General features: G+C 72.2%; 26 protein-coding genes. 11 read left to right on the forward strand and 15 right to left on the reverse strand.

Annotation, left to right across the window (positions count from 1 at the left end; genetic code table 11):
- Positions 1-36: 36 nt before the first annotated feature.
- Positions 37-954, reverse strand: a complete 918-nt coding sequence (locus AB0I67_RS24880; RefSeq protein WP_357927732.1) for a nucleoside hydrolase — start codon at positions 952-954, stop codon at positions 37-39.
- Between the two features lie 275 nt (positions 955-1229).
- Positions 1230-1622: an OsmC family protein gene (locus AB0I67_RS24885; RefSeq protein ID WP_357927733.1), complete on the reverse strand. Its 393-nt coding sequence runs from the start codon at positions 1620-1622 to the stop codon at positions 1230-1232.
- Positions 1623-1675: 53 nt separating this feature from the next.
- On the opposite strand from AB0I67_RS24885, the gene AB0I67_RS24890 reads away from it, so the two are divergent.
- Positions 1676-1996 (forward strand): hypothetical protein, encoded by a 321-nt coding sequence (locus tag AB0I67_RS24890; protein ID WP_357927735.1) that lies wholly within the window; start codon positions 1676-1678, stop codon positions 1994-1996.
- Between the two features lie 52 nt (positions 1997-2048).
- Positions 2049-2675 carry an FAD:protein FMN transferase gene (locus AB0I67_RS24895; RefSeq protein ID WP_357927737.1) on the forward strand — a complete coding sequence of 209 codons (627 nt, stop codon included), beginning with the start codon at positions 2049-2051 and terminating at the stop codon, positions 2673-2675.
- On the opposite strand, the gene AB0I67_RS24900 is transcribed toward AB0I67_RS24895, so the two are convergent.
- Entirely contained in the window at positions 2672-2974 is a 303-nt protein-coding gene (locus AB0I67_RS24900) for a hypothetical protein (protein ID WP_357927739.1), read from the reverse strand. The genes AB0I67_RS24895 and AB0I67_RS24900 overlap by 4 nt on opposite strands.
- 42 nt (positions 2975-3016) lie before the next feature.
- Here AB0I67_RS24900 and AB0I67_RS24905 point away from each other — a divergent pair, with 42 nt between their 5' ends.
- Genes AB0I67_RS24905 through AB0I67_RS24915 form a run of 3 tightly spaced genes read left to right on the forward strand, consistent with a single transcriptional unit; the run spans position 3017 to position 5902 of the window.
- Positions 3017-4210, forward strand: a complete 1194-nt coding sequence (locus AB0I67_RS24905; RefSeq protein ID WP_357927741.1) for a cation:proton antiporter — start codon at positions 3017-3019, stop codon at positions 4208-4210.
- 4 nt (positions 4211-4214) lie between these two features.
- On the forward strand, positions 4215-4592 hold the full coding sequence (locus tag AB0I67_RS24910) for a phage holin family protein (RefSeq protein ID WP_357927743.1): 378 nt from the start codon (positions 4215-4217) through the stop codon (positions 4590-4592).
- Between the two features lie 2 nt (positions 4593-4594).
- Complete coding sequence (locus AB0I67_RS24915; protein ID WP_357927745.1) at positions 4595-5902, forward strand: aromatic amino acid ammonia-lyase; 1308 nt, start codon at positions 4595-4597, stop codon at positions 5900-5902.
- Here the strand turns inward: AB0I67_RS24915 and AB0I67_RS24920 are convergent.
- Positions 5889-6872 carry a LacI family DNA-binding transcriptional regulator gene (locus AB0I67_RS24920; protein WP_357927747.1) on the reverse strand — a complete coding sequence of 328 codons (984 nt, stop codon included), beginning with the start codon at positions 6870-6872 and terminating at the stop codon, positions 5889-5891. The two genes, AB0I67_RS24915 and AB0I67_RS24920, sit on opposite strands and share 14 nt — an antisense overlap.
- Positions 6873-7012: 140 nt before the next feature.
- Here AB0I67_RS24920 and AB0I67_RS24925 point away from each other — a divergent pair, with 140 nt between their 5' ends.
- Together AB0I67_RS24925 and AB0I67_RS24930 are read left to right on the forward strand one after the other, a co-directional pair.
- Positions 7013-7885, forward strand: coding sequence for an amidohydrolase (locus AB0I67_RS24925; RefSeq protein WP_357927748.1), 873 nt, complete (start codon positions 7013-7015; stop codon positions 7883-7885).
- A complete protein-coding gene (locus AB0I67_RS24930; RefSeq protein ID WP_357927749.1) occupies positions 7869-8357 on the forward strand; it encodes a cysteine dioxygenase family protein in 489 nt (162 codons plus the stop codon). The genes AB0I67_RS24925 and AB0I67_RS24930 overlap by 17 nt, the downstream gene beginning before the upstream one ends.
- Here AB0I67_RS24930 and AB0I67_RS24935 read toward each other — a convergent pair.
- Genes AB0I67_RS24935 through AB0I67_RS24945 form a run of 3 tightly spaced genes read right to left on the reverse strand, consistent with a single transcriptional unit; the run spans position 8338 to position 11130 of the window.
- Entirely contained in the window at positions 8338-9303 is a 966-nt protein-coding gene (locus AB0I67_RS24935) for a glycerophosphodiester phosphodiesterase family protein (RefSeq protein WP_357927750.1), read from the reverse strand. The genes AB0I67_RS24930 and AB0I67_RS24935 overlap by 20 nt on opposite strands.
- A 14-nt stretch (positions 9304-9317) precedes the next feature.
- Entirely contained in the window at positions 9318-9959 is a 642-nt protein-coding gene (locus tag AB0I67_RS24940) for a (2Fe-2S)-binding protein (protein ID WP_357927752.1), read from the reverse strand.
- Between the two features lie 34 nt (positions 9960-9993).
- A complete protein-coding gene (locus AB0I67_RS24945; protein ID WP_357927754.1) occupies positions 9994-11130 on the reverse strand; it encodes an MFS transporter in 1137 nt (378 codons plus the stop codon).
- 105 nt (positions 11131-11235) lie between these two features.
- On the opposite strand from AB0I67_RS24945, the gene AB0I67_RS24950 reads away from it, so the two are divergent.
- The gene (locus AB0I67_RS24950; RefSeq protein WP_357927755.1) at positions 11236-12210 is read left to right on the forward strand and encodes a LacI family DNA-binding transcriptional regulator; all 975 of its coding nucleotides are present in this window, start codon (positions 11236-11238) and stop codon (positions 12208-12210) included.
- On the opposite strand, the gene AB0I67_RS24955 is transcribed toward AB0I67_RS24950, so the two are convergent.
- Positions 12182-13402, reverse strand: a complete 1221-nt coding sequence (locus tag AB0I67_RS24955) for an MFS transporter (RefSeq protein ID WP_357927757.1) — start codon at positions 13400-13402, stop codon at positions 12182-12184. The two genes, AB0I67_RS24950 and AB0I67_RS24955, sit on opposite strands and share 29 nt — an antisense overlap.
- Positions 13403-13509: 107 nt before the next feature.
- Between AB0I67_RS24955 and AB0I67_RS24960 the strand changes: the two genes are divergently transcribed.
- Positions 13510-14493 carry a DUF5937 family protein gene (locus tag AB0I67_RS24960; RefSeq protein WP_357927759.1) on the forward strand — a complete coding sequence of 328 codons (984 nt, stop codon included), beginning with the start codon at positions 13510-13512 and terminating at the stop codon, positions 14491-14493.
- On the opposite strand, the gene AB0I67_RS24965 is transcribed toward AB0I67_RS24960, so the two are convergent.
- Genes AB0I67_RS24965 through AB0I67_RS24975 form a run of 3 tightly spaced genes read right to left on the reverse strand, consistent with a single transcriptional unit; the run spans position 14468 to position 17527 of the window.
- Complete coding sequence (locus AB0I67_RS24965; protein ID WP_357927761.1) at positions 14468-15295, reverse strand: carbohydrate ABC transporter permease; 828 nt, start codon at positions 15293-15295, stop codon at positions 14468-14470. The genes AB0I67_RS24960 and AB0I67_RS24965 overlap by 26 nt on opposite strands.
- On the reverse strand, positions 15292-16185 hold the full coding sequence (locus AB0I67_RS24970) for a sugar ABC transporter permease (protein WP_357927763.1): 894 nt from the start codon (positions 16183-16185) through the stop codon (positions 15292-15294). The genes AB0I67_RS24965 and AB0I67_RS24970 overlap by 4 nt, the downstream gene beginning before the upstream one ends.
- Before the next feature lie 43 nt (positions 16186-16228).
- Positions 16229-17527: an ABC transporter substrate-binding protein gene (locus AB0I67_RS24975; protein WP_357927765.1), complete on the reverse strand. Its 1299-nt coding sequence runs from the start codon at positions 17525-17527 to the stop codon at positions 16229-16231.
- Between the two features lie 759 nt (positions 17528-18286).
- Between AB0I67_RS24975 and AB0I67_RS24980 the strand changes: the two genes are divergently transcribed.
- A complete protein-coding gene (locus AB0I67_RS24980; protein ID WP_357927766.1) occupies positions 18287-20176 on the forward strand; it encodes an ABC transporter ATP-binding protein in 1890 nt (629 codons plus the stop codon).
- Between the two features lie 199 nt (positions 20177-20375).
- Here the strand turns inward: AB0I67_RS24980 and AB0I67_RS24985 are convergent, their stop codons facing one another.
- The 4 genes from AB0I67_RS24985 to AB0I67_RS25000 form a co-directional block, all read right to left on the reverse strand.
- A complete protein-coding gene (locus tag AB0I67_RS24985; RefSeq protein WP_357927768.1) occupies positions 20376-21704 on the reverse strand; it encodes a threonine/serine exporter family protein in 1329 nt (442 codons plus the stop codon).
- Positions 21705-21926: 222 nt separating this feature from the next.
- Complete coding sequence (locus tag AB0I67_RS24990) at positions 21927-23276, reverse strand: HAMP domain-containing sensor histidine kinase (protein ID WP_357927770.1); 1350 nt, start codon at positions 23274-23276, stop codon at positions 21927-21929.
- 93 nt (positions 23277-23369) lie between these two features.
- Positions 23370-24761: a penicillin-binding protein 2 gene (locus tag AB0I67_RS24995; RefSeq protein WP_357927914.1), complete on the reverse strand. Its 1392-nt coding sequence runs from the start codon at positions 24759-24761 to the stop codon at positions 23370-23372.
- 102 nt (positions 24762-24863) lie between these two features.
- A complete protein-coding gene (locus AB0I67_RS25000) occupies positions 24864-25223 on the reverse strand; it encodes a MerR family transcriptional regulator (protein ID WP_357927772.1) in 360 nt (119 codons plus the stop codon).
- A gap of 77 nt (positions 25224-25300) precedes the next feature.
- Between AB0I67_RS25000 and AB0I67_RS25005 the strand changes: the two genes are divergently transcribed.
- Complete coding sequence (locus tag AB0I67_RS25005) at positions 25301-26200, forward strand: aldo/keto reductase (protein ID WP_357927774.1); 900 nt, start codon at positions 25301-25303, stop codon at positions 26198-26200.
- Positions 26201-26236: the final 36 nt, after the last annotated feature.

The following is a 26236-nucleotide window of genomic DNA, read 5'->3' on the forward strand; positions in this document are numbered from 1 at the left end:
GAAGAACTCTACCAGCCCTCAGCCACCACTCGCACATCACCCAAGCCGTTCGGCCAGCCTTTCGTAGGAGGCGATCAGCAGCTCCCAGAACCCGCCGACGTCCAGCCCGGTGGCCACCAGGGCGTTGCCGCCGTCGGCGGTGAAGCGGGTGACGGTCATGCCGGAGCTGAAGCGGCCGGCGGTCTCGACGTCGACCTGGGCCGGGGTGAGGTGGACGAGGCCGGGGTCGAGGGCGTAGGCGACGGCGACGGCGTCGTGCAGGGCCGGGCCGCCGTCGGTGGTGACCTGGCCGTAGAACTGGCAGCAGGGCACGACGAGGTCGGCGAGCCGGCCCAGGGGGCGCATGCGGTCGAGGACGGCGGTGGTGACCAGGGCGGTGAGGGTGACGTCCAGGGTGATCTGGGTGACCTTCCAGCCGGCGCCGAAGACGATGGCCGCGGCCTCGGGGTCGGTGAGGATGTTGAACTCGGCGGCCGGGTTGGTGTTGCCGCGGGTGAAGGTGCCGCCCATGACGACCAGCTCGCGAGCCCATTCGACGATGCGGGGCTCCAGGCGTACGGCGAGCGCGATGTTGGTGAGCGGGCCGACGGCGACGAGGGTGATCTCGCCGGGGCGGGCGCGCAGGGAGGAGATGATGAAGTCCACCGCGTGCCCCGGGTCGGCGCCGCGGGCGGGGGCGGGGAGGTCGACGCCGGCCAGGCCGTTGTCGCCGTGCACGTGCGCGGCGTGGATCTGGTCGCGGAGCAGGGCGCGGCCGGCCCCGGCGTGCACCGGGACGTCGCCGAGCGCCAGGAACTCCCGCAGGGCCAGGGCGTTGGCGGTGGTCCGGTCGAGCCCGACGTTCCCGGCGACCGTGGTCACACCGACCAGTTCCACCGAGGGGGAGCCGGCGAGCAGCGCCAGGGCCAGCGCGTCGTCGATGCCGGGGTCACAGTCGAGGATCAGAGCAGTCATAGGACAAAAGTAGAGGCCGGGCGGCCTCCCCCAAGAACCGCCCGGCCGGTACAAAAGCGGAGGCCGGGTGGTCTCCCCCAAGAACCACCCGGCCTCCCAGATGCGGTCCAGGCCGGTACTTTCCCCCAAAGCACCGGCGGCCCCGCAAAGCAGACAGCGGTCCCCCTCCGCGTCCGCATCGGCAAAAGTCTGCAAGTCAGTCGCAGCACCCTTGACCTGCTACCACGCTACCGAGCGGAACGTCACGGACGGTTCATAACCCGGCATAAACGCCCCTAAGGAAGCTCCAGGTTCACCTTGGTCCCCTCTTGCAGGGAGCGGCTCACGGTGCAGTACTTCTCGTGCACCCGCTCGGCCACCGCGCGGTAGACCTGGTCGGCCGCCTCGGAGGGCAGCTCGACGTCGTAGGTGACGGTGACCGGCCCGAGCAGGTTCGGCTCGACCTTCTCCGACTCGACGGTCATGGCCAGCCGTACGAGCTGGTGTCCCCGCTTGGCGGTCAGCGGCTCGACGGTGACGATGTTGCACCCGCCGACCGCGGCCAGCAGGAGCTCGACCGGGGAGAAGACGCCCTCCTCGTCGCCGGCGCCGATGCGCACCTCGGCGCCTCGGGCGTTGACGGCGCGGAAGCCGCCTTCGGTGGTTCGTTCGACGCGTACATTAGCCATGTCCACAGGAACCACTAAGAGCGCTCTCATCTTCCTGACGCACCGTCGAAGACATGACGAGCACCGTTCTGATCGCCGCCGACGTGGACGCCGCCGAGCTCCGCGCCCTGCTGGCCGACCTGCCGCCCGACGCGCCGGCCCTCGTCAGGACCGCCCGCGTGACCCCCGAGCTGCGCGAGCTCCAGGCCCGCCGCGGCGTGGTCCTGGTGGTCGGCGAGGAGCACGATCCGCGCGCCAAGGAGCAGGTGAGCGCCTCCGGCCTCAGCCGCCTGCTCCCCGACATCACCCGCCGGAAGGTACGGCTGGCCGGCCCGAAGCCCTTCCGCAGATACGTCCGCGGCTCACTCAGGCGCCTCCGGAGGCAAAGCGTTTAGCCCGGCCTTACGGTCGTTATGAAAGCGTGATCTCTGAGTCTGAGGAGGCAGAATGACGTTCCCTGGAACTGCCCGGATGGAAGTGGTCATGGGCATCCCGGTCATGGTGGACATCCGGACCGCGTTGCCGGAACGAGAGCTCGTTCCGGTCATGGCCGACGCGTTCGCCTGGCTGCGCTGGGCGGGCGAGACCCTGGCCCCGGAGATGGACCGCTTCCACGGCGGCCAGACCATCGAGCAGCTCCCCGAACTCATCGAGGTCCTGCACCGCTGCGACGAGCTGTACGAGGCCACCGGCGGCTGGTTCGACAAGGCGGATCATCCCGCCTACATAAGGGGCTGGGCGATCGAGCGGCTGTCGCGGGCGCTGACCAACGCCGGGGCGGTCGACCATCGCATCGACGTGGGCGGCGACATCCGCGTGCGCGGTTCGGCCTCGCCCGGACGGGCGTGGCGGATCGGCGTGCGCGACCCGCGCGAGGGCACCGTCCGCCGGGTGCTGAGCGCGCACGACCTGGCCGTGGCCACGGTGGACGAGGTCACCGTCTGCGGGCCCGACCTCGGGGTGGCCATGGCCTGGGCGCTCGCGCTGCCGCGGATGCGCCCGGCCGCCGCACGGCTGCCGGGCGCCGACTACGAGGTGATCGCCTCCTCCGACGAGGGGCTCCTGGTCGGCTAGGCGTCCGGATGCTGGGCGAGGTACTCGACGTACACCGGTTTGAGCGCCTCGCCGAGCTCGCCTTCACCGGCCGCCATGGCGTCGCTGAGCAGGGCCGACACCCGGCTGAGGTCGTTGGCCGACTCCCCGCCGTGACCGCTCGCGGCCTCGGCCGCCGGGATCACCTTGAGCAGATCCCACAGGAAGGCGAAGTCCCCATGGCGTACGGCATAGCGCACGGCGCGCTCGTGCAGCTCGCTGGTGGGCAGGGCTTCCAGCTCCTCGACGTCCATGGTTGCGCTGTTCCCGCGAAACAGCATGAGTAACGACTACCCGGCGTAATCGTTGGGCACATAGCGTGCATGTCCGATCATGCTCTGACCAGCGTGCTGGTGGTGGCGCTGGCGGCGATGCTCGCGCCGATCCTGGCCGCGGCGTCGGCACGCGTGGTGCGGGTGCCGAACGTGGTGCTGGAGATCCTGCTGGGCGTGCTGGTCGGACCGGTGGTCCTGGGCTGGGTGCGGGTGGACGGACTGGTCGCCGCGATCTCCGACTTCGGCCTGGCGATGCTGATGTTCATGGCCGGTTTCGAGATCGAGTTCCAGCGCATCCGCGGGCGGCCGATCCGGCTGGCGGTGCTCGGCTGGCTGATCTCGCTGGCCGCCGGGATGGCGATCGGCCTGGCGCTGTTCGGGTTCGGGACCGCCGCCCAGGTGATCGGCCTGGCGCTGACCACGACCGCGCTGGGGACGATCCTGCCCATGGTGCGCGACGCCGGCGCGCTGGGCTCGCCGTTCGGCGGGCGGGTGCTGGCCATGGGCGCGCTCGGCGAGTTCGGGCCGATCGTGGTGATGGCCTTCGTCTTCTCCGAGGACGAGAAGATCCACACCGTCCTGGTCATCGCGCTCTTCGCGCTGATCGCGATCGCCGCCGCGGCCTGGGCGGCCCGGCCGCGCGATCCGCGGCTCGGCGAGCTGGTCAGCGTCACCATGAGCACGAGCGGGCAGCTCGGCGTGCGGATCGTCATGTTCGTCCTGGTGCTGATGCTCTGGCTGGCCGCCACCTTCCGGCTCGACGTGCTGCTCGGCGCGTTCGCCGCGGGCATCGTCATCCGGCTGGCGGTGAACTCCGGCCCGCCCGGCGAGGAGGAGATCGTCGCCTCGAAGCTCGACGGCATCGGCTTCGGGATGCTCATCCCCTTCTTCTTCGTGATCAGCGGCGTCACTTTGGACTTGAAGGCGATGTTCGCCAGTCCGGCCAGCCTGCTGCTGATCCCCGTCTTCCTGCTGCTGTTCCTGCTGGTCCGGGGCCTGCCGACCTACCTGCTCAACCGGCGCGACCCGGAGCTGCGGCTGGGCGAGCCGCGCGCGCTCGGGCTTTTCGCCGCCGCCGCGCTCCCACTCATCGTCGTGATCACCAACACTGGAGTAGAGGAGGGTGTGCTGACCACCAGCACCGCGGCGGCCATGGTGACCGCGGGTGTCATCAGCGTCATGATCTATCCACTGGCGGCCCTACGGCTCTATCGCGCCGCCGAGCAGAATGCGAGGATCTAGCAGCGTGAGATTCATCCTGAACATCCTGGCAGCCGCGGTCGCCTTCTGGGTGGCGACCAAGCTCCTGCCGGACGACATCGTCGTCAGCTCCACCGGGGGCACCGCCAAGTACTGGGGCACCCTGCTCATCGTGGCGCTGATCTTCGGCGTCATCAACGCGATCGTCAAGCCGATCGTCCAGGCCCTGGGCTGCGCGCTGGTCGTGCTCACCCTGGGGCTGTTCCTGATCGTCATCAACGCCGGCATGCTCATGCTGACGAGCTGGATCTCCGGGCAGCTCGACGTGCCCTTCACCGTGGAGACCTTCTGGCCGGGCGCCGTGCTCGGCTCGATCATCATCAGCGTGGTCACCTGGGTGATCGACCTGATCATCCCCGACTGACCATGGAACTGACCGGCTCGGGCCTGACCTGCGCGCAGCTCTACGCGGTGGCGTACGGCGGCGCGCGGGTGGGGCTCGGGCCGCTCGACCGGGCCTGGCGGGCCTGGGAGAGCGCGCAGGACCTCACCGGGCCGGTGTACGGCCAGAGCACCGGCGTGGGGGCCAACAAGGATGTCGACGTCGCCCAGGGCGGGTTCGACCTGCTGCGCAGCCACGCCGGCGGGGCCGGGCCGCTCGTGCCGGCCGAACGGGTGCGGGCGATGCTCGTGGTCCGGGCCAACCAGCTTCTCGCCGGCGGGTCCGGGGTGGATCCGCGGGTGCTTCCCGTCCTGGTCGAGGCGGTGAACGGCGGCTTCGTCCCGCCGGTCCGCACCTACGGCGCGATCGGGACCGGCGACCTCACCGCGCTGGCGACCACCGCGCTGTGTCTGCTCGGCGAACTACCCTGGCACGACCAAGCCGAAGGTCCGCGGTTCGCCCTCACGTCCGCCGACGCGCTGCCCTTCATCAGTTCGGGAGCCGCCACGCTGGCGGATGCCGCGCTGGCCTGCCACCAGGTGGCGCACCTGCTGGAGGCCGCCGTCACCGTCGCCGCGAAGGCGTTCGCCGCGGTCGGCGCCTCGCCGGAGCCGCTGGCGCTCGCCGTGCAGCGGGCCCGGCCGCAGCCCGGCCAGGTCGCCGCGGCCGAGGCGCTGCGGCCGATGCTGGGCGTCGAGGGGGCCAGGCTCCAGGACCCGTACGGCTACCGCGCCTTCGCCCAGGTGCACGGCGCCGCCCTCGACGCGGTGCGGCACGCCTGCCGTACCGTCGAGATCGATCTGAACGCCGCGGCCGAGAACCCGCTGATCGCGGAGTCGCTGGCCTGGCACAACGGCAACTTCCACGCCGCCTCGGTGGCGCTGGCGCTGGACACGCTCCGGGCGGCGGTGTGCTCGGTGGCGCAGTTGAGCGCGGCCAGGCTGGCCACGCTGATGGAGCCGGAGTACACCGGCAGGCTGCCCTTCCTGGCCGCCGCGCCGGGCGCGTCGGGGGCGATGATCCTGGAGTACGTGGCGCACGACGCGCTGGCCGAGCTGCGGCACCTGGCCGGCCCGGTGTCGACCGGAAGCGCGGTGCTGTCGCGCGGCGTGGAGGATCATGCCTCGTTCGCCACGCAGGCGGCCCGGCTGGCGCTGCGCTGCGTGGAGCCGCTGGAGATCGTGCTGGCCTGCGAGCTGGTCGCCGCCACCCGCGCACTGGGCACTCCCGGCCCCGACCGCCCGCTGGACGGCGAGCTCGACGCCGCGCGGGCGACGTTCAGAGCCCCTTGACCGACCCGCGCTCGATGAGGGTGGGCTGCTGGATGGAGCGCCGCCGCCGCATGGTGCCGTCGGCCGCGGCCACCACCAGCCGCACCGAGGAGCGGACGATCCCGTCGATGTCCCAGTCGACCGTGCTCAGCCCGGGGGTGAGCAAGGCGGACATCGGGTGGTTGTCGTATCCCATGACGGAGAGGTCGTCCGGGATGCTCCTGCCCAGCTCGGCCGCCGCCGCGTACACGCCGTAGGCGATGGAGTCGGCGAAGCAGAACACCGCCTGCGCGCCCGCCTCCAGCACCTCGCGGGCGACCGCGGTGGCCCCGCCGAGGTCCTGGGGCGCGGTGCGGACCTCGACGGCGAGGCCGAGCCGCTCGCCCTCGGCCAGCACGTGCACGTCGGCGGGCCGGTCGGGGGTGGAGGCCATGGTGGGCGTGAGCAGCACGATCCGGCGCTGGCCGAGCGCCAGGAGGTGTTCGAGGACGAGGGTCACGCCTCGCCGGTTGTCGAAGACGACTTCTCCGGCGGTTCCCGGCAGCGAGTCACCGATCGCCACGACCGGCACCGATTCGCACAACTCCGCCCAGAACTCCGCAGCCGGGTCGATCGGGTGGACGATCATCGCGTCCACCCGCTGGTCGCGCAGTTGCTGGGCGAGGGTCCGCTGGCGCGCGGGCTCACCGGCGGCGTCGAGGATGAGCGCGTAGCGGTCGTGGGCGAGCAGGCGGCGCCCGATGCCGACCACGAGCGCCTGCTGCCAGAGGTCTTCGAGGGAGCCGGCCAGCAGCCCGATGGTGCCGGTCTTGCCGCTCGCCAGCGCCCGGGCGATGGGATCGGCCTCGTAGCCGAGCTCGGCCGCGGCGGCGCGCACCCGGAGCATGGTCTCCTCGGAGACCTGCAGGCCACGCAGCGCGTACGACACAGCGGCGGGTGACAAGCCCGTCGCCTGTGCCACCTCACGGATCGTCGCTCGTTTCCGCGGCATCGGGCCAGCCTAACCCCCATTGACACAGAAGCGGGTGAAGCGGTTCACTGAACCGTATCACTGAACCGTTTCACACCGATGTGTTCCGCAACCGACCTGGTTTACCTATAAAATCAGTCGGAAATGAAGGGAGTGTGAGCATGGACGTGCACCAGCACCTCTGGACCCCGGCCTTCGTCGAGGCGCTGCGCCGCCGTGCCCGCGCTCCCCGGCTGGACGGCTGGACCCTGTTCCTGGACGGCGAACCGCCCTACGAGGTGGACCCCGCCGACCATGATCCGGCCACCCGCGAGACCGGCGGCCTGGCCCTCGTCTCGCTCTCCAGCCCGCTGGGCATCGAGGCGCTCCCGCCCGAGGAGGCCTGGCCGCTGCTCGACGCCTACCACGACGGCGCGCTCGCGCTCCCGGCCGGCTTCGGCGCCTGGGCCTCGACCTGCCACAGCGCGCCCGACCCCGACCGGCTGGCCGCCGACCTCGACCGGGGGTTCGCCGGGCTGCAGATCCCGGCGACCGCCGAACCGGCCGACGAGCTGCTCGCCGTACTGACCGAACGGGACCTGCCACTGTTCGTGCATCCCGGACCGGCCGCCGGGCCGTCGCCCACGCCCTGGTGGCCGGCGGTCGTGCCGTACGTCCAGCAGATGCACGCCTCCTGGCACTACTTCCACGCGGTGGTCCGGCCCCGCCACCCCCGGCTGCGCGTCTGCTTCGCGCTGCTGGCCGGGCTGGCCCCGCTGCACTCCGAACGGCTGCTCGCCCGGGGCGGCCGCAGCGGCCGGGGGCGCGTCGACCCCGGCTTCTTCGTCGAGACCTCCAGCTACGGACCCAAGGCGATCGACGCGATCGTCCGCGAACTCGGCATCGACGTCGTCGTCAACGGCTCCGACGCCCCCTACGCCACCGCCCCCGACCTCGGGCCCGGCCTCGGCGAGGCCGCCGCCCACGCCATCCGCGTCACCAATCCGCATCGCCTCTTGCACGGAAGGAGATCCGCACGTGAACACGCTCCCTGAGCGCAACCTCGACCGGAGGGAGCTGCGAGACCTGGTGGAAGAACTCGCCGCCGATCCGGCGCGGTGGCAGGACCAGGTCGAGTTCCCCGAGGGCGAGGGGCGTCACTACGCCTCGCTCTACCGTGACGCCTACGTCGACGTCTGGCTGCTGTGCTGGCGGCCGGAGGACGACACCGGCTGGCACGACCACGACATCAGCTCCGGCGCGGTGCGGGTCGTGCGGGGCGCGCTCCTGGAGTGCAACCCGCGCATCGGCGGCCAGCACCTGGAGACGGTGGTCGGCGAGGGCCAGTCCTTCTCCTTCGGTCCCGACCACATCCACCGGCTGACCGGCGCGGTGGACCGCAGCGTCTCCATCCACGCCTACTCGCCGCCGCTGTGGCGGCTCGGCCAGTACTCCATCGACGACACCGGGCTCATGCGCCGCGTCTCGGTGAGCTACGCCGACGAGCTCAGGCCGATCGTCGCCTGAGCACCGCCGAGGCCAGACCCGGATCGTCGCAGAACGCGCCGTCGATCCCCAGATCGAGCAGCCGGCCGAGCCAGCCCGCCACGTCCCCGGTGGCGCGCTCGTAGGCCGGGCTGGCCGGGTCGCCCAGCCGGTGCTCCGGCGGGAGCTGCGAGTTCTCGTTCCTGATCGTCCAGACGTGCACCTGCAGCCCCGCCTCGTGGGCGTCGCGCACCAGCGTGGTCGGCTCGCCGTCGCGCACCACGCACCCGGTGTGCACGCCGATGCCGTCGGCGTAGGTCGCCACCTCACGCAGGCCCTCGGGGGTGAGCAGCTCGTCGTAGCCGCGGGTCTCCTCCCCCGAGACCACCCAGTCGTACGGCCGGCCGCCCGCGTACATGAGCTGGATGAGCGGCAACGACGTCTTGCCCCGCAACTCCCGCAGGTTGCCCACCTCGAACGACTGCAGGAACACGCGGGGCACCGGCGTCGCCGCCAGCCGCTCCAGCATGAGGTCCTCCAGCGGCAGCCCGAGCGCGGCGAAGTGGCTGGGGTGCTTGGTCTCGGGGTAGACGCCCACCCCGTGCCGCCGGGCCAGCGCCAGCACCTCGTCGAAGGTGGGGATCTCGGCCAGCCCGTCGAAGGCGGTGTTGGCCGGCCGCAGCTCGGGCACGCGCTCGCACGCCCGCAGCGTCTTGAGCTCGGCGAGGGTGAAGTCCTCGGTGAACCAGCCGGTCACCGGCCGGCCGTCGATCTCCTTGGTGGCCCGCCGGTCGGCGAACTCCGGCCGGGCCGCCACGTCGGTGGTCCCGCTGATCTCGTTCTCGTGCCTCGCGACCAGCACGTGGTCGCGGGTGGCGACCAGGTCGGGCTCGATGTAGTCGGCGCCGAGAACGATGGCGCACTCGTAGGAGAGCAGGGTGTGCTCGGGGCGCAGTGCGCTGGCTCCGCGGTGGGCGATGACGATCACACGGCGACGGTAGCTCAGCCCTTGGCGAGGATGCAGCAGGTGCCGCAGGGCTCCGCGTCCGGCAGGGTGATCCACAGGCAGCAGGTGCGGCGGAAGTAGCCGTCGCCGCCCGGCTGGATGAGGCCGTGCACGGGCGGGCCGATCCGCTCCAGCAGGCTCATGTAGTCGCCGGGGACGTAGACCTTCAGCGGGTGGGCCACGGCTTCGGCGGTGGAGCCCCACAGGGTGCGCTCGCCGACGCGGGCGATCGTGGACAGCCGCTTGACGAGGGGCTCCTGCGACTCCAGGAGGGCCGGGCGGATGTCGCCGGCGTCGCCCCAGGAGACCTCGCTCGCGCCCAGCGTGACGCCGGCGTCGGAGACCTTGAACCACGTGTCACGAAACTTCATGATCGGTACGTGGCCGTCCAGGGCCCAGCCGACCGCCATGGGCAGGGTGTGCCAGTAGGAGTAGGTCTTCCAGAACAACGCGGCCCCCACGTGCCGGGGCGCGTTCCAGCGGGCGGCGGTCTGGTCGACCAGGGCGTCGAGGTCGGGGCCGGACAGCAGCGCCGAGGCCGGGGTCCAGCTCTCGTCCGGCTCGATGACCAGGCCGGGCACCACGCCGAGCACCCCGCCCCGTTCCGCGGCGAACCGCTCCAGCACCGTGGTGAGCACCCAGAACTCCTTCCCTATATAGGCAAGGCTAACCTTAACGAGGCACGGGGCGTCCGGCGAGCCAGCCCGCCACCACCTGGATCAGGCAGAACGCCAGCCCCGCCAGCAGCGGCACGTCCCATCCCCCGCTGGCCTCGCGCAGCGCCCCGACCAGCACCGGACCGGCCGCCGCGAGCAGATAGCCGGCCGACTGGGCGACCGCCGACAGCGCGGTGACCGACGCCGGGTCGGCCGCGCGCATGGTGATGATCAGCAGGGCCAGCGCCAGCGTCGCGCCCTGGCCGACGCCCAGCACGATCATCCACAGCCAGGGCAGCACCGTGGGCGCCATCAGCACGCCCAGGTACCCGGCCACGGTCAGCAGGGTCGCCGCGACCACGTGCGGCACCTGCGAACCCCGGCCGCCGGCGTGCATGGGCGCGCCGAAGGTGCCCACGACCTGGGCCACGGCCGACAGGCTGAGCAGATAGCCGGCGTTCTCGGCCGAGACGCCCGACTCCTGGAAGATCGTCGGGAGCCAGGCGAGCATGATGTAGTAGGTCAGCGACTGCAGCCCCATGAAGGCCGTCACGTACCAGGTCACCCGGCTGCGCAGGATGGCGCGGAACGGCCTGGCCCCGCCGTTGCCGCCGGCCTGCCGGCCCAGCGCCTGGGGCAGCCAGAGCACCGCCGCCAGCAGGGCCGGGACCGCCGCGAGCGCCGAGACGCCGCGCCAGCCGTACCCGGTGAGCCGTTCCAGGGGGATCACGAAGGCGGAGCTCGCGGCGGCGCCCAGCACCAGCGCGGAGACGTAGACGCTGGTGAACGGGCCGACCCGGCTGGGGAAGTGGTGCTTGACGACGCCGGGCATGATCACGTTCATGATCGCGATGGCGGTGCCCGCGACGGCGGCGCCCAGGTACAGCAGGACGGGCCCGTCGAGGCTGCGGATCACCACGCCGACGGCGAGCAGCGCCAGGCCGGCCAGCAGCGTGCGGTCGACGCCGATCCGGCGGGCCAGCAGCGGGGCGAGCGGGCCGAAGACGCCCAGGCAGATCACCATCACCGTGGTGATGGCACCACCCCCGGCCGCGGTGAGGCCCACGTCGGTCATGATCTCGTCGAGGAGCGGGGACACGCCGGCGATGGCGGGACGGAGGTTGAGCGCCGCGAGCACGAGCCCGGCGACCAACAGAGCAGATCTCAGCCACATAGCGCGACTACTCTCCCATTCGCCGTAACGTGCTTGAAACCGGGCCGGGTAGGCGGCGTTGACAACGTTGTCTATGATCCTGTCGTGAGACCGACGATGAAGGACGTGGCCCGGGCGGCGGGTGTGGCGCTCAAGACCGTCTCGCGCGTGGTGAACGGCGAGCCGGGCGTGAACGAGGTCACCGCCGGGCGGGTGCGCGAGGCCATCGAACGGCTCGGGTACAGCCGCAACGAGGGCGCCCGGATGTTGCGCCGGGGCAGGACCGCGACGATCGGCCTGGTCATCGAGGACGTCGGCGACCCCTTCTACGCCGGGCTCAGCCGCGCGGTCGAGGACGCCGCGCTGCGCCACGGCTGCCTGCTGCTCAGCGGCTCGTCCGGGGAGGACCCGGCGCGCGAGCGCGACCTGGTGCGCGAGTTCTGCAGCCGCCGGGTGGACGGGCTGATCATCGTCCCGGCCGGCGGCGACCACACCTACCTGCGGCCCGAGCTCGACGCCGGCACCCCGGCGGTGTTCGCCGACCGGCCGCCCGGCCCCGGCGTCGCGGTGGACACCGTGGTGTGCGACAACGCCGGCGGCGCGGCGCTCGCCGTCGAGCACCTCAGGCAGCACGGTCACCGGCGCATCGCGTTCCTGGGCGACAGCCCGGCGATCTTCACCGCCACCGAGCGGCTGCGCGGATACCGCGAGGCGCTCGGCCCGCTGTTCGACCGGCGCCTGGTCTCCATGCGCGCGCCCGTCCTGGAGGGGGTGCGGGCCGACCTGGAGAGCATGCTGGCGCTGGAGGACCCGCCCACCGCGTTGTTCACCGGCAACGGGCGGCTGACCGTGACCGTGCTGCGCGCGCTGGCCGGGCGCTGGATGCCGCTGGTCGGCTTCGACGACTTCGAGCTGGCCGACCTGCTCACGCCCGGCGTCACCGTGGTCGCCCAGGATCCGGTGGGGCTCGGCCGGGTCGCCGCCGAGCTGCTGTTCCGCCGGATCGGCGGCGACACCGGGCCGGCCGAGCACGTCGAGCTGCCGGTCCGCCTCATCCCGCGGGGTTCGGTCGCCCGCTGACCGCCGCGTCGGTGGCCGGGGTGTCGGTGGTGAAGAGGCCGCGCACGGTGAGCAGGGCGGCCAGGATGCCCACCGCCCCCGCGGCGGCGATCGCCAGGTGCGGGCTGACCAGCTCACCGGCCCCGCCGACCAGCGCGGCGCCGACCGCCTGGCCGGTCATCAGCCCGGTGTTCTGCAGCCCGAACGCCTGCCCGCGCACCCGCTCGGGCACCGCGTCCAGGAAGGGCCGCTGCAACCCGAGGGTGTACCCGAGGCAGCCCGCCGACAGCGCCGCGCAGGCCGCGGCCACCGCCGTGCCGGGCTCGAGCAGGAAGAACAGCCAGGGCACCCCCATCGCCACCGCCAGCGGCCGGACCAGCCGCTCGCGCAGCGCGGGCGTGGCGAAACGGCCCACCAGGAACTCGCCGACCGCCATCCCGCCGGCCGCGAAGCCGAGCACCAGGCCCGCCCGGCTCCCCAGGTAGGGCACGAGCATCGCCTCCGCCCCGGCCAGGAACATGACCGGCGTCCACTGCGCCAGCAGCAGCCGCCGCACCCGCCGGTCGGCGAACAGCCGCCGGTTGACCCGCCAGGTGCCGCCCGCGCCTCCCCTGGCCTCGCGGTACGGCAGGCCGGCCCGCAACACCACCGCCGCCACCGCGCTCATCCCCGCCGTGACCAGCAGGGCCGGCTCCGGCCCCACCGTCGCGATGAAGCCGCCGCCCACGGCCATGCCGACGATCTGCGCCCCCGCCGCGGTGACGCCGAACACCGACCGGCCCAGCACGAAGGCGTCGCCCGGCAGCACCTCGGGCAACATCGCGTTCCTGGCCGCCATGAAGACCGGGGTGAACAGCCCGCTGAGCAGCACCAGGCCGAGCATCACCCAGATCGGCGCCCCGGTCAGGGCGATCACCAGGCAGACCGCCATCCGGACGAACTCGCCGAGGATCATCAGCAGCCGGGGCGAGACCCGGTCGGCCAGCGACAGCAGGAACAGCCCGCCGAAGACGAACGGCAGCCAGCCGGCCATGTAGGCGGTCGCGGCCAGGCCCGGCGAGTTGGTGCGGTCGAAGACCAGCACCGACAGGGCCAGCATCTTCACCGAGTCGCCGGCGACGAGCAGGGCGAAGCTGCCGAACAGGACGCGGAACTCCCGCACGGCGAAGACCTCGCCGAAGGTCGCGCCACGGGCGGGGGTGGACGTTGCCAAGGAGCACTCTCTCTCGCTTCGGAGGCGGCCCGGAGGGAGGTCGGGCCGCCGATTCGAGGATGAAGCCGGGAGCCGCTCGACAACACTTATTCGGATATAACCGAAAGGTGTATCGCCTGGAGCTGACCCCGCAGGACCTGGTGACCAGCCGCTTCGCCATCTCGCCGCTGGTCGAGACCATGCACGCCCAGCTCGTCCTGGACGGCCGGCAACCCGCCCCGCTGCTGACCGACTGGGCCGAGCGATGGCGCGAGCCGTACCGGCGGCTACGGGCCCGGCACCACGGCCTGCAGGTCATGGCGGCCATCATCGGCGCGAAGGGGGTGGCCAACGTGGACTTCCTCGCGCCCCCGCCCACCGGCGTGGACGTGCCGTTCGAGACCGAACTGGCGAAGATGCGCGCGGTGCCGCTGGAGCAGGCGCACGCCGAGATCCGGCAGGCGCTGGCGCTGCGACCGCCGGTGGACGAGCCGACCCGGCGGCTGCTGTTCGGGGCCGACATCGTCGAACTGCTGGCGGAGGGCATGCAGGCGCTCTGGACCGAGATCGTCTCACCGGGGTGGCCGCGCTTCCACGCCGTCCTGCAGCGCGACATCGCGCACCGCGCCGGGCGGCTGGCCGCCTACGGCTGGGCCGAGGCGCTCGAGGACCTCAGCGAGCACGTGCGCTGGATCAGCAGCGGGCACATCGAGGTGGACATGCACAGCGAGGGCGAGATCAGCCTCGGCGGGCGGGGGCTGCTCCTGCTGCCCAGCGTCTTCGGTCCCAAGGTGGGCGCCTACCTGGCGGAGGCCTGGCCGTACGCGCTGATCTACCCGGCGCGCGGGGTGGCGGCGGCCAGCCGGGAGCACCGCGACCTGGCCGGGCTGATCGGGCGCAGCCGCGCCAGGATCCTGGCCGAGCTGTCGGGACCGGCCACGACGACCCAGCTCGCGGCGCTGCTCGGGCAGAGCCCCGGCACGGTCGGCGAGCACCTGGCCGCCCTGCGCCGGGCCGGTGCGGTCACCGGGGCCCGGGCCGGGCGGCACGTGCACTACTCGCGCACTCCCCTGGGGAAGGCGCTGATCAACCCTTCAACGCTCCGGCCATGAGGCCGCGCATGAAGAAGCGGCCGAGGAAGACGTAGATCAGCATCGTCGGGATGGAGCTGAGGATCGCCGCGGCCATCTGCTGGCTGTACGGCGTGGCCTGCGCCCCGGCGATGTTGTTGAGCATCACCGTGGTCGGCCAGTTCTGCGGGCTGGCCAGGAAGACCGCGAACAGGAAGTCGTTCCACAGCGAGGTGAACTGCCAGATGATCACCACCGCGATGGCCGGCCCTGAGACGGGCAGGACGACCGACCAGTAGGTGCGCAACATGCCCGCGCCGTCCACCCGCGAGGCCTCGATGAGCTCGCCGGGGATGGTGACGTAGTAGTTGCGGAAGATCAGCGTGCAGATCGGGATGCCGTAGACGACGTGCGCGAGGACCAGGCCGGGCAGGCCGCCGTAGAAGACGCCGTTGAGCCCGGTGACCTCGTCCATCTTGATCAGGAGCTGGACCAGCGGGATCATCACCCCCTGGTAGGGGATGAACATCCCGAACAGGAACAGCGTGAACAGCACGTCCGCGCCCGGGAAGCGCCACTTCGACAGCACGTAGCCGTTCATGGAGCCGAGCGCGCAGGCCAGCAGCGAGCCGGGCACGGCCAGCAGGAAGCTGTTGACGATGCCCGGGCGCAACTTCTCCCACGCCACCGCCCAGGCGTCGAAGGTCCAGGTGCGCGGCAGGTTCCAGGCCTGCGACGGATCGGCCTCGGTGAGCGGCTTGAAGCTGGTGACCAGCAACACGTAGACCGGGATCAGGATGATCAGGACGAAGGCCAGGAGCAGCCCGAAGCGTACGGCTTTCACGAGCGCTTCTCCTTGCGGACCGACCAGATCAGGTAGGGGATGACGAAGATCGCGACGGCCAGGACGATGTAGGCGGCGATGGTCGCGCCCTTGGCCGGGTCGTCGGAGTCAAAGACGGTCACCCACATGAAGACCGCGGGCACGTCGGTGATGATCTGCTTGCCGGACACCGCCATGATCAGGTCGAAGACCTTGAGCGAGATGTGCCCGAGGATGATCAGCGCGGAGAGCGTGACCGGCCGGAGCAGCGGCAGCACCACGTGGCGGTAGACGCCCCACTCGGTGCAGCCGTCCACGCGCGCCGCCTCACGCAGTTCCTCGGGGACGCCCCGGAAGCCGGCCAGGAACAGCGCCATGACATAGCCGGACATCTGCCAGACCGCGGGGATGGCCATCGCCGCCATGCCCCAGTCGGGGTCACGGAACCACGCCCACTGTGGCAGCCCGATCGCGTCGAACAGCCGGTTGAGCCCGACCGCGCGCTCGTCCTGCCCGGAGTTCATCAGCCAGCGCCACACGATGCCGGTGGCGACGAAGGAGATGGCCATGGGGAAGAGGTAGATGGTGCGGAAGGCGCCCTCGCCCCTGATGCCCTTCTCCATCAGGAAGGCCAGGAACCAGCCGAGGATCAGCGCGCCGAGCACGAAGACGATCGTGAAGAGGATCGCGTGCTTGACCGACAGGTGCCATCTGGGCTGGTCCCAGAGGCTGATGAAGTTGTCCAGCCCGACGAACTGCTCCTCCGGCTGGCGGCTCGTGTGCCGGTCGGTCATCGCCAGCCGGAAGTTCCAGCCCAGCATGCCGTACACGAAGACGCCGATCGCCACGATGGACGGCGTGACGAGGAGCAGCCCGGGCAACCACGTGCGTGCCCGCCTCACGATGTGCATCCCTTTCCGGCGGGGGGCGCGGGCGGCGCCCCCCGCGGTAGACCTACTGCAGGTTGGCCTTGGCCGCGTCGGCGAGCGCCGACTGCAGCGCCCCGACGTCCTTGGTGCCGAGGAACAGGCCGACGGCCTCACCGATCGCCGCCAGGTGCGGCTGGCTGACCGCGACGCCGTGCTGGATGGAGCCGGCCAGCTTGTTGCTGCTCCAGTCCTTCAGCGCGTCGGCCAGGTAGTCGGTGTAGAGCGCGGTGTCGGCGTCCTTGCGGGCGGGGATGGAGCCCTTCTTCGGGTTGAAGGCGTCCTGGCCCTCCTTGCTGGCGGCCACCTTCAGCCACGCCAGCGCGCCCTCGCGGTTCTTGGCGCCCTTGGGCAGGGTGAAGCTGTCCGACAACCACAGGTAGGTGCCCTCGGTGCCGGGCGCGGGCGCCCAGTCGAAGTCGGTCTTCGAGGTCTTGCCGAGGCCGCCGTCCGGCGGGTTGTGGAAGTAGCCGTAGGCCCAGTCGCCCATGATGTTGAAGGCGGCCTCGCCGTCGGCGACCTGCTTGGCGGCGGGCTGCCAGTCGTCCTGCGGGTCACCCGCGTAGGACATGATCGTCTTGAAGCTCTCCAGCGCCTTGGTCACCTCGGGCGAGGCCCAGTCGGCGCCCGGCTTGAACAGCGCGTTGTAGGCGTCGGTGCCCATCGAGCCGAGCATGACGTTCTCGAGCAGGTGGGCGACGGTCCACTCGGAGCCGACCGAGAGCGGGATCTTGCCCTTGGCCTTCACCTTCTCCAGCGCGGCGATGAACTCCTCGATGCTCTTCGGCGGGCCGGCCACGCCCGCGTCCTTCAGGACGGTCGGGTTGAACCACAGCACGTTGGAGCGGTGGATGTTCACCGGCACGGAGTAGATCTTGCCGTCCACGCTGATCTGGTTCACCAGGTCGGCCGGGAAGACGTCCTTGAGCTTGAGCTCGTCGTAGAGGGCGTTGAGGTCCTCGAGCTTGCCGTCCTTGATGTAGCCCTGCAGCTCGGCGCCGGCGTGGCCCTGGAAGGTGTCCGGCGGCTGGTTGCCGTCCAGCTTCGTCTTCAGCAGCGCCTTGGCCTTGTCGCCGGAACCGCCGGCGACGGCGGCGTCGAAGAAGGTGAAGCCGCTGTTCTGCTTCTCGAAGATCTCCTTCATGGCCTTCAGGCCGTCGGCCTCGCCGGGCCCGGTCCACCAGGAGAAGACCTCCACCTGCTTCTTGGCGTCCCCGCCGGCGCCACCCGTGGCCTGGGTGCCGGCGGGAGCCGTCCCGCCACCTCCGCAGGCGGCCAGGCTCATCATGCCGGCCATGGCGATGGTCGCTAACCACCGTCGTCGCATCGCACACCGTCCCTTTCGCAACCCCGAGCGGTTCATCAGGTGACAACGTTGTCAGTAGGGCAATCAACCCACTTCGCGGTCTCTGGCGTCAAGGTGGTCCCGGTAACAGGTCCGCAACCTCGGGAGAACGCTCTCTCGACTGTAGCCGTCCCGGTGGAGGGGGCAAGGGAGCCCGCCGAATCGTGATGTTCACCGCTCCTATGCACCGTACGGCGAAGCATGCACAACGCCGTGGCGACCGCCTCGTCGGCCGGGCCCGGGTCGCCGCGTGCGCAGAGCCGAGGTCGGTGCCGGTGTCCTATGCCGCCCGCCCGGCCAGAGGGTCCGCGTGCCGGATCCCTCCTGCCCGGGCGCGTCCCCCCTCGTGGCCCCCTCCACCGGAGCGGCCGGGCGAGCCGTACCGGAACCCCTGGACGGGCGGGCGGCAGGTGTGCGGGTCCGAGCCCTGCGCGACTCGGACCCGCTGTCGCACGTCGCCGGCCGAGACCCCCACCCCTCCGAGGAGGCCGGGCCGGCAGTGACGCGCGACGTCCGCGGATCGGGCCGCCGCCCGCCCCGCACGAGCTCGCCCGGGGCACGGGAGGCTGAAGCCGATGACGGGCGCGCGGCCGATCGCACCCTTGACGGTAGGCCGCCCGGCCACCGCCGCACATGAGCTGTTCTCACCATTCACCGGGGTATCCGCACCCATGTAGCCGGCGGGCGACAGGTATGCACACGCCCCCGGAAAGTGTCGGTGCGGCATCGCACACTGGACCCATGGCCGACCACCCACCCCCCTCGGCGACAAGCGAAGACCCCCTCGAACTCGGCGAGATCGCCGTGTCCGACTGGCACGCGCACAGCGACCGGATGGCCTCGGTGCGGTTCCTCACCATCGCCCGGCGCCTGCCCACCCTCATCCGCCAGGCCACCGAGCTGGCCTGGCGGGCCAGCCCGCGCGACACCGTGGCCACCGTCGCGCTCAACCTGCTCGGCGGCGTCTTCACCGCCTTCGGCCTGCTGGCCACCACCGGCGTCCTGGAGGCGCTCTTCCGCGACGGCCCCACACCCGACCGGCTGCGCGCGGCCCTGCCCAGCCTGGCCGTGGTCGCCGCGGCCGCCGCCCTGCGCACCACCACGCAGGCCGCCGCCGGCTGGGCCCAGGCGCGGCTCGACCCGCAGATCAGCCGGCTCACCGAGGAACGCCTGTACGGCCTGACCAGCCGGGTCGAGCTGGTCAGCTTCGACGACCCCGACTTCCACGACGCCCTGCAGCGCGCCCGCATGCGCGGGGTGAGCATGGCCGACGTGGTGGTCGCCACCGCCATCGACCTGGTCACCGCCGTGGTCGGCCTGGCGGCCGTGGCCGGCGTGCTGGCGGTCCTGCACCCGGTGCTGCTGCCGCTGTTGCTGCTGGCCGTCCTCCCCGACGCCTGGGCGACCGTGCGCGCGGCCAAGATGCGCTACACCACCACCTACTCCCTCGTCCCGGTCATCCGGCGCAAGTGGATCATCGCCGAGCTGCTCGCCGACCGTGACCCCGCCGCCGAGGTGCGGGCCTTCACCATGCGCGGCTTCCTGCAGCGGATGTACGACGCGGTCGCCCGGGCCGAGCAGGAGGTCCTGCTGCGCCTGGCCCGCCGCCAGACCGTCGCCCGGCTCGTCGGCGAGGCCCTCGGCGGGCTCGGCACCGGCCTGGTCTACCTCGCCCTCGGCATCCTGCTCGCGCTCGCCGCCATCCCGCTGGCGGTCGCCGGCACGGCCGTCCTCACCATCCGGCAGGGGTCGATGTCGCTGAGCAACCTCATGTACGCCACCAACCGGCTCTACGAGGAGGGCCTCTACTTCACCGACTTCCTCGACTTCTGCGCCGACGCCGAACGCCGGATCCCCGCCGCCCGTCCCGTCCCCGCGCCGGCGGCCTTCCACCGGATCACCGCCGAGGACATCTCCTTCACCTACCCCGGCGGCGACTCCCCCGCCCTGCGCGGCGTCTCGGTCGAGATCGGCCGTGGCGAGGTCATCGCCTTCGTCGGCGAGAACGGCTCGGGCAAGACCACCCTGGCCAAGATCCTCTCCGGGCTCTACGAACCCGACGGCGGCGTCGTCCGCTGGGACGACACCGACCTGCGCACCGTCGACCCCGAGGCGTTACGCGCGCACATCGCGGTCATCGCCCAGGACCACACCCGCTGGCCACTCACCGCGCGCTACAACATCACCATGGGCACCGACAAGGGCGACGCCGCCCTCGACTCCGCCGCCCGCGTCGCCGGGGCCGACGAGGTCGTCGCCGACCTGCCCCACGGCTACCGCACCCTGCTCGACCGCCGCTTCAAGGACGGGCAGGAGCTGTCCGGCGGGCAGTGGCAGCGGATCGCCGTCGCCCGCGGGTTCCACCGGGACGCTCCGCTCCTCATCTGCGACGAGCCCACCGCCGCCCTCGACGCCCGCGCCGAACACGCCCTCTTCGAGCGCATCCGCTCCCACGCCGACGGCCGTACCGTCCTGCTCATCACCCACCGGCTGGCCAGCGTCCGCTACGCCGACCGGATCTACGTGCTCGACCACGGCAAGGTCGTCGAGGAGGGCACCCACAGCCACCTCATCGGTCTGGCCGGCCTCTACGCCGAGCTCTACAACCTCCAGGCCGACGCCTACCGCTGACCCTTTCCACCTCTCGACCCCGGGTTCCCGGTCTGGCCCGCCCCCGGCCTTCCGTTTCAGCCTGCTCTCCTTCCGGTGCCCCGGCCATCGTTCCCGTCTCTGCTGCGAGCTTCGCTACCGCACCTCTTGGTGTTTCCGGGCCCTCTCGGCCCGTCGCGGGCTCCCCGACTCTCTGTCCCGGCCTTCGCGGGCCTGCCTCTCACTTGGACGGGCGGGTGGCGAGGAGGGTGCCGAGGACGACGCCGACGCCGATGGCGGCCGTGGTGGCGAGGGCGGAGAGGAGGAGTCCCGGCGCGGCGGCGGACCCCTTGGCGTACTGGACGAGGCTGGCGTAGACGGTCGGTCCGGGCAGGAGGGCGCCGGTGACGCCGGGAAGGGTGGTGGCGGCCGAAGGCACGCCGAAACAGGTCCCCACGACGGCGGCCCAGGCACCGAGGACGGTGGCGGCGGCGAGCGCGGCCAGCGGCGGGCTGTGCAGGAGGGCGAGCATGAGCTGGTTGACCAGCCCCGCCAGCAGCCCGGCCGCGACCCCCAGCGGCACCAGCCGCACACTGCCCCCGTTGAACAGCGTGTTCCCCGCCGCGCCCACCGCCGACGACAGCAGGCTCAGCCCGAAGGGCAGGGCGGCGAAGCTGACCCCGTAGGCGGCGAGCTCGAAGCCGGACCGGTCGAGCACCAGCGACCCGGTGATCGCGGTACCGGCGATGATGCCGCCCACCAGCATGGTCACGGTGATCGCCCGCCCGGCGGCGATCTGCGGGAAGCCCATGATGGCGTCCTCGGCCAGCGAGACGACCGACAGGATGGGCAGGAGCAGCACCAGGTTCGCGGCGAGCATGCCCGCGACGGCCTGCCCGCTGAGGCCGGCGGCGAAGGCCACAGCGCCCGCGCCGACGGTGAGGGCGGCCTGGGCGGCGGTGGTGTAGAAGGCCGGGATGCCGACGCGGCCGAAGAGCCGGCCGACCCGGTTGACCAGCACGAGCAGCAGCGCCGCCAGCACCGCACCGCCCTGGGTGCCGCCGGCCTGGAGGCAGATCATGGCGGCCAGGACGGCGCCGCCCGCGACGTCCACCCACCAGGGGCGGCCCGCACCGGCTCCGGCGATGCGGTCGACCTCGGCGGAGGCCCCCTTGAGGTCGAGCTCGCCGGCCAGCAGGCGGCCCACGACGCGGTGCAGCCGGCTCAGCCGGTGCAGGTCGCGGGCGCCGTCGGTGGTGATGGTCCTGAGCATGACCATGGGGCGTTCGCCGGGGGGCGAGTACTGCAGGTGGATGGAGCGGGCGGCGAAGTCGATCTGGAGGTGGCCCATCCCGAGGTGGCGGGTGGCGGCGAGCACGGCGGCCTCGACGGTGCCGGTCTCGGCGCCGGAGCGGAAGAGCTGTTCGCCCAGGTGGAGGACGAACCGCAGCATGGCGGGGGCTTCGTCGGGGTCGACGATGCCGTCGCCGGTCAGGGGCGAGGGGGTGTAGGGGCTCCAGCGGTGCCCGCCGCGAGGCCAGATCCTGCCGAAACCGTCCCGCCCGATCACGCCACCGCTCCATCCTCGGCCCACCCCGGCTCAGCCCGAGCCCAAGGTTCCGGGACCCGAGCCGAAGAGCCCCGGCTCGGCTGTGGGCTCCCACGCCCGGCTCCGGGTGAGGGCTCCTCAAGCTCGACTCCGGCTCAGGCGTTCCTGTGTCCCGGCTCTGGCGGAGGGTTCCCGGGGGTGGCTCACGGGAAGACCGGGGCGGTGACGGCACCCGGCAAAACTTCAGGCCGCCAGCGGCAGCCGGAGCACCAGCCGGGCACCCCGCGGGTTGGGCTCGGCGGTGAGGGTCCCGCCGTACATGGTGGCGATCTCCCGGGCGATGGGCAGCCCCAGCCCCGTCCCGTGCGGGTCGCGGGCGCGGCTCTCGTCGAGCCGGGCGAAACGCTCGAAGACCCGCTCACGATCGGCCTCCGGGATGCCGCCGCCGTCGTCCCGCACCTCCAGCACGGCCTCCGAGCCGTCCCGCCGTACGGTGACCATGACCTGCCCGGCGGCATGCCGTTCGGCGTTGGCCAGCAGGTTGTTCAGCACCCGGCTGAGCCGCAGCCGGTTGGCCGTGACCTCGACGCCGGGCTCGAGTTCGAGGGTGAGCGGCACCCGGTAGCTGCGGAACCCGGTCTCGGCCCGCACCAGGTCGTCGAGCTCGACGCGGGACAGCGGCGCGGGGGCGCGGGCGTCGAGGCGGGCGAGTTCGAGCAGGTCGACGACGATGTCGTTGAGCCGGTCGGTGTGCCGCAGGGCGGCGTCGATGAGCGGCCGGGGCTCGGGGTCGTCGAGCGCGATCTCCAGGGTGGTGCGCAGGCCGGCGATCGGGTTGCGCAGGTCGTGCGAGGCGTCGGAGATGAACCGGCGTTCGCGCGCGGTGGCGGTCTCCAGCCGCTCCAGCCCGGCGTTGATCGTCTCGGCCAGCCGCTGCACCTCGCCGCCGGTCTCGGGGACCGGCACGCGCAGGTCGAGCTGGTTGGTGGTGATGTGGGACAGCTCGCGGCGGATCTCCTCCACCGGGGCGAAGGTCAGCCCGATCGTCCACCAGGTGCCCGCGCCGATCAGCACCAGCAGCGGCACCATCACCCAGCCGACCACGATCGGCAGCCCGAGCCCGCCCAGCGCCCGCGGCTCGATCACGGCGGCCAGCGCGATGCTCTCCTGGCCCGGGATGCGGAAGCCGGCGACCCGTACGCAGTCCTTCAGGTACGGCGGGCAGACCCGCTGGTCGATTCGGATGTCGGGCGCCACCGGCCGCGCCGTGGTGAGCGCCGGCCGGCCGTGGAGAGCGCTGCTGGAGGCGAGCACCTCGCCTCTTGGCCCGACGATCTGCACCAGGTTGGTGCCGCCCGGCGGGGAGAGCAACTGGTTCCCGGCGCCGGCCCGGACCGCGGTGTAACTCACCTCGCGCGCCGAGCGTGCCGCCCGGTCCACGGTGTCGGCCTCCAGGAAGGACCGGATCAGCAGCACCGCGAGGATCCCGCAGAGCGAGAGCACGACCGCCGCGACGCCGACGGCGATGACGGTCGCCCGGCCTCGGACGGAGTACAACATGCGCATCCGCGTGCGATGCAGCCGGTTCCTCACGTTTCGTTGCCTTCCGATGACGGACTGTCCGTCCCTCTCAACACGACGTGACGTTCATTTCACGTCGAGCCCCGACAAGCCTTGAACGATCCTTTACCCCAGCGCCGCCTGGAGCACGGCCCTCGCGACCGGCGCCGCGACGTCTCCCCCGGCTCCGCCGTTCTCCACGACCACGCCCACCGCGACCACCGGCGCCTCGGCCGGCGCGAAGGCGGTGAACACCGCGTGGTCCGGCGCGCCGGGCACGTTCTCCGCGGTCCCGGTCTTGGCCGCCACCGCGATCCCGGGCAGAGCCGCCCCCGACCCGGTGCCGCCGGGCTGGGCGACGGTGACCATCATCGCGGTCAGCGCCCGGGCGGTCTGCACGTCGAGCACGGTCCGGTACTCCACCGGCTCGGCCCGCCCGATCACCGTGCGGTCCGACATCCTGATCTCCTCCACCAGGTGCGGCCGCATCAGCACGCCGTTGTTGGCCACCGCGGCCGAGAACATGGCGATCAGCAGCGGCGTGGCCCGGTCGTCGTGCTGGCCGATCGCGGCCATGGCGGTCTGGGCGTGGTCGAGCCGGGCGGGGAAGACGCTCTCGGCGACCGCCAGCGGCACGGTCAGGTCGGTGGCGTTGAAGCCGAACGCCTCGGCCTGGTCCCGCAGGACGTCCTGGCCGAGCTGCAGGCCGATCCGGGCGAAGGCGGTGTTGCAGGAGACCTGGAAGGCGTAGGCCAGCGGCGGTTGCCCGTCGCCGCACGGCTGGCCGCCGGCGTTAGGGAGCTGGACGGAGCTGGCCGGCAGGAGCAGCCGGCGCGGCGCCTCGACCCGGGTGGCCGGGGTGTACTCCCCCGAGGCCAGCGCGGCGGCGGCCGTGACCACCTTGAAGGTGGAGCCCGGCGGGTAGGTCTGGCTGGTGGCGCGGTTAAGGAGCGGCTGCCCGGGATCGGCGCGCAGCCCCCGGTCGGTGGCCGTCAGCTTCGCGACGTCGAAGGTGGCGTAGCGGTTGGGGTCGTAGGACGGGTAGGAGGCGAGCGCCAGGATCGCCCCGGTGGCCGGGTCGATCGCGACCGCGGCTCCCGGGCGGCCGGTGGCCCGCAGCGCGTCGTAGGCCGCTCGCTGGACGCGGGAGTCCACGGTCAGCCGCACGTCCGCGCCGCGCCGGCCGCCCTCGCGCATCAGGGAACGCACCCGCACCCGCGGGTCGTCGCCGGACAGCACCGGCCCTTCGAGGCGTTCGAGCCCGGCCGAGCCGAACAGGCTGACGTACCCGGTGATCGCCGCGTACCGCTCGCCGTCCGGATAGGTGCGCTTGTAGGCGTGCATGCTGGTGCTCGACCGCACGCTGCGGGCGACAGCCGTACCGTCGAAAGTGAGGATGTCTCCGCGCGGGTGGTCGAAGCGGGCGAGCTGGGTGCGGCGGTTGCGGGCGTCGGCGTTGAGGGGGTCGGCGCGGAAGGCCTGCAGCCAGGTGAGGTTGGCCAGCAGCAGGAAGAGCATCACCGCCCCGACCAGGGCAACCCGCCTCAGTGGGATATTGATGCGTTTCGCCCTGGGTCCGGCCATACCACCTGGTGTAACAGCCCGAACACCAAGTTCCGGCTAGAGCGCGCTGCGGTAGTAGGAAATCTTGCGCTGGATGTAGTCCTGGCGGGACCGCAGGGTCGCGACCTGGGCCTCCACCCGCCGGTCGTGCTCCTCCAGCAGCGCGATGCGGTCGGCGAAGGTGTGGTCGCCGGACCGGACGAGCTCGGCGAAGCGCAACATCTCCGCGATCGGCATCCCGGTGTCGCGCAGGCAGCGGATGGTGCCCAGCCAGTCGAGGTCGTGCTGGGTGAACCGGCGCTGACCGGCGGCGTTCCGGCCGACCGGCTCGAGCAGGCCGATCTTCTCGTAGTAGCGCAGCGTGTCGAGGGTGAAGCCGGTCTCCTCGGCCACCTCGGACGGTGTGTACACAGTCACCCCGCCAGCTTGCCAGGTATCACCGGTTTTCGGATGACTTGACCTGGAGTGCACTCCAGGACGCATCGTCATGACCCATGCAGATCGCACTCGGCGCGCTCTCGTTCGGCTCCACCGTCGGCGAGCGCGACTCCTTCGCCCTTCTCGACCGCTTCGTGGCCGCCGGCGGCACCCTGATCGACACGGCCAACAACTACGCGTACTGGATCGACGGCCGCACCGGCGACGAGAGCGAGCAGACCGTCGGGGCCTGGCTCGCCGCCCGCGGCAACCGCGACCAGGTGTTTCTCTCCACCAAGGCCGGCGCCCGCCCGGACGCCTCCGGCGCGTGGGAGGGTCTGTCGGCCCCCGTGCTGGCCGCGGCGATCGAGGGCAGCCTGCGCCGGCTGCGCACCGACCACGTCGACCTCTACTGGGCGCACGTGGAGGACCGCTCGGTGCCGCTGGAGGAGACGCTGGAGGCGCTCGACGCCCTCCACCGGCAGGGCAGGGCGGTCAGGCTCGGCGCGAGCAACCACCCGGCCTGGCGGGTCGAGCGCGCCCGCGCCCTGGCCACCGCCCGCGGCTGGCTGCCCTACTCGCACGTGCAGCTGCGGCACAGCTACCTGCGCCCACGCCCCGGCGCGGCCCTGCCGGAGGCCGGCCACCGGCAGGTCTCGGACGAGACGCTCGACTTCGTCCGGGACGCGGGGCTGACGCTGTGGGCCTACAGCACGCTGCTGAGCGGCGCCTACCGCGACAAGCCCCTGCCCGAGGTCTACGAGCACCCCGGCACCACGGCCAGGCTCAAGGTGCTGGCCGAGGTCGCCGCCGAGGTGGACGCCACGGTCAACCAGGTCGTGCTGGCCTGGCTCGGCGCTCAGGGCATCGTGCCGATCGTCGGGGTCACCAAGCCCGAGCAGCTCGACGAGGCCATGGCCGCGACCCGGCTCACCCTGCCGGAGGCCCTGCTGGCACGCCTGGACGAGCCGGCCTGACCCGCACGTCGCTGGCCCGCCTGGACGAGCCGGCCT

This window comes from Nonomuraea sp. NPDC050310 (assembly GCF_040655795.1).
Classification (GTDB): domain Bacteria; phylum Actinomycetota; class Actinomycetes; order Streptosporangiales; family Streptosporangiaceae; genus Nonomuraea.

Coding starts and splice junctions, on each gene's coding strand:
- AB0I67_RS24970 (WP_357927763.1), bottom strand. CDS start 16,185: ATGCACATCGTGAGGCGGGCACGCACGTGGTTGCCCGGGCTGCTCCTC.
- AB0I67_RS24975 (WP_357927765.1), bottom strand. CDS start 17,527: ATGCGACGACGGTGGTTAGCGACCATCGCCATGGCCGGCATGATGAGC.
- AB0I67_RS24915 (WP_357927745.1), top strand. CDS start 4,595: ATGGAACTGACCGGCTCGGGCCTGACCTGCGCGCAGCTCTACGCGGTG.
- AB0I67_RS24995 (WP_357927914.1), bottom strand. CDS start 24,761: ATGCTCTTCCTGCTGCTGGCCAACCTCACCTGGCTGCAGGCCTTCCGC.
- AB0I67_RS24900 (WP_357927739.1), bottom strand. CDS start 2,974: ATGCTGTTTCGCGGGAACAGCGCAACCATGGACGTCGAGGAGCTGGAA.
- AB0I67_RS24895 (WP_357927737.1), top strand. CDS start 2,049: ATGACGTTCCCTGGAACTGCCCGGATGGAAGTGGTCATGGGCATCCCG.
- AB0I67_RS24880 (WP_357927732.1), bottom strand. CDS start 954: ATGACTGCTCTGATCCTCGACTGTGACCCCGGCATCGACGACGCGCTG.
- AB0I67_RS24920 (WP_357927747.1), bottom strand. CDS start 6,872: ATGCCGCGGAAACGAGCGACGATCCGTGAGGTGGCACAGGCGACGGGC.
- AB0I67_RS24890 (WP_357927735.1), top strand. CDS start 1,676: ATGACGAGCACCGTTCTGATCGCCGCCGACGTGGACGCCGCCGAGCTC.
- AB0I67_RS24925 (WP_357927748.1), top strand. CDS start 7,013: ATGGACGTGCACCAGCACCTCTGGACCCCGGCCTTCGTCGAGGCGCTG.
- AB0I67_RS24905 (WP_357927741.1), top strand. CDS start 3,017: ATGTCCGATCATGCTCTGACCAGCGTGCTGGTGGTGGCGCTGGCGGCG.
- AB0I67_RS25005 (WP_357927774.1), top strand. CDS start 25,301: ATGCAGATCGCACTCGGCGCGCTCTCGTTCGGCTCCACCGTCGGCGAG.
- AB0I67_RS24885 (WP_357927733.1), bottom strand. CDS start 1,622: ATGGCTAATGTACGCGTCGAACGAACCACCGAAGGCGGCTTCCGCGCC.
- AB0I67_RS24980 (WP_357927766.1), top strand. CDS start 18,287: ATGGCCGACCACCCACCCCCCTCGGCGACAAGCGAAGACCCCCTCGAA.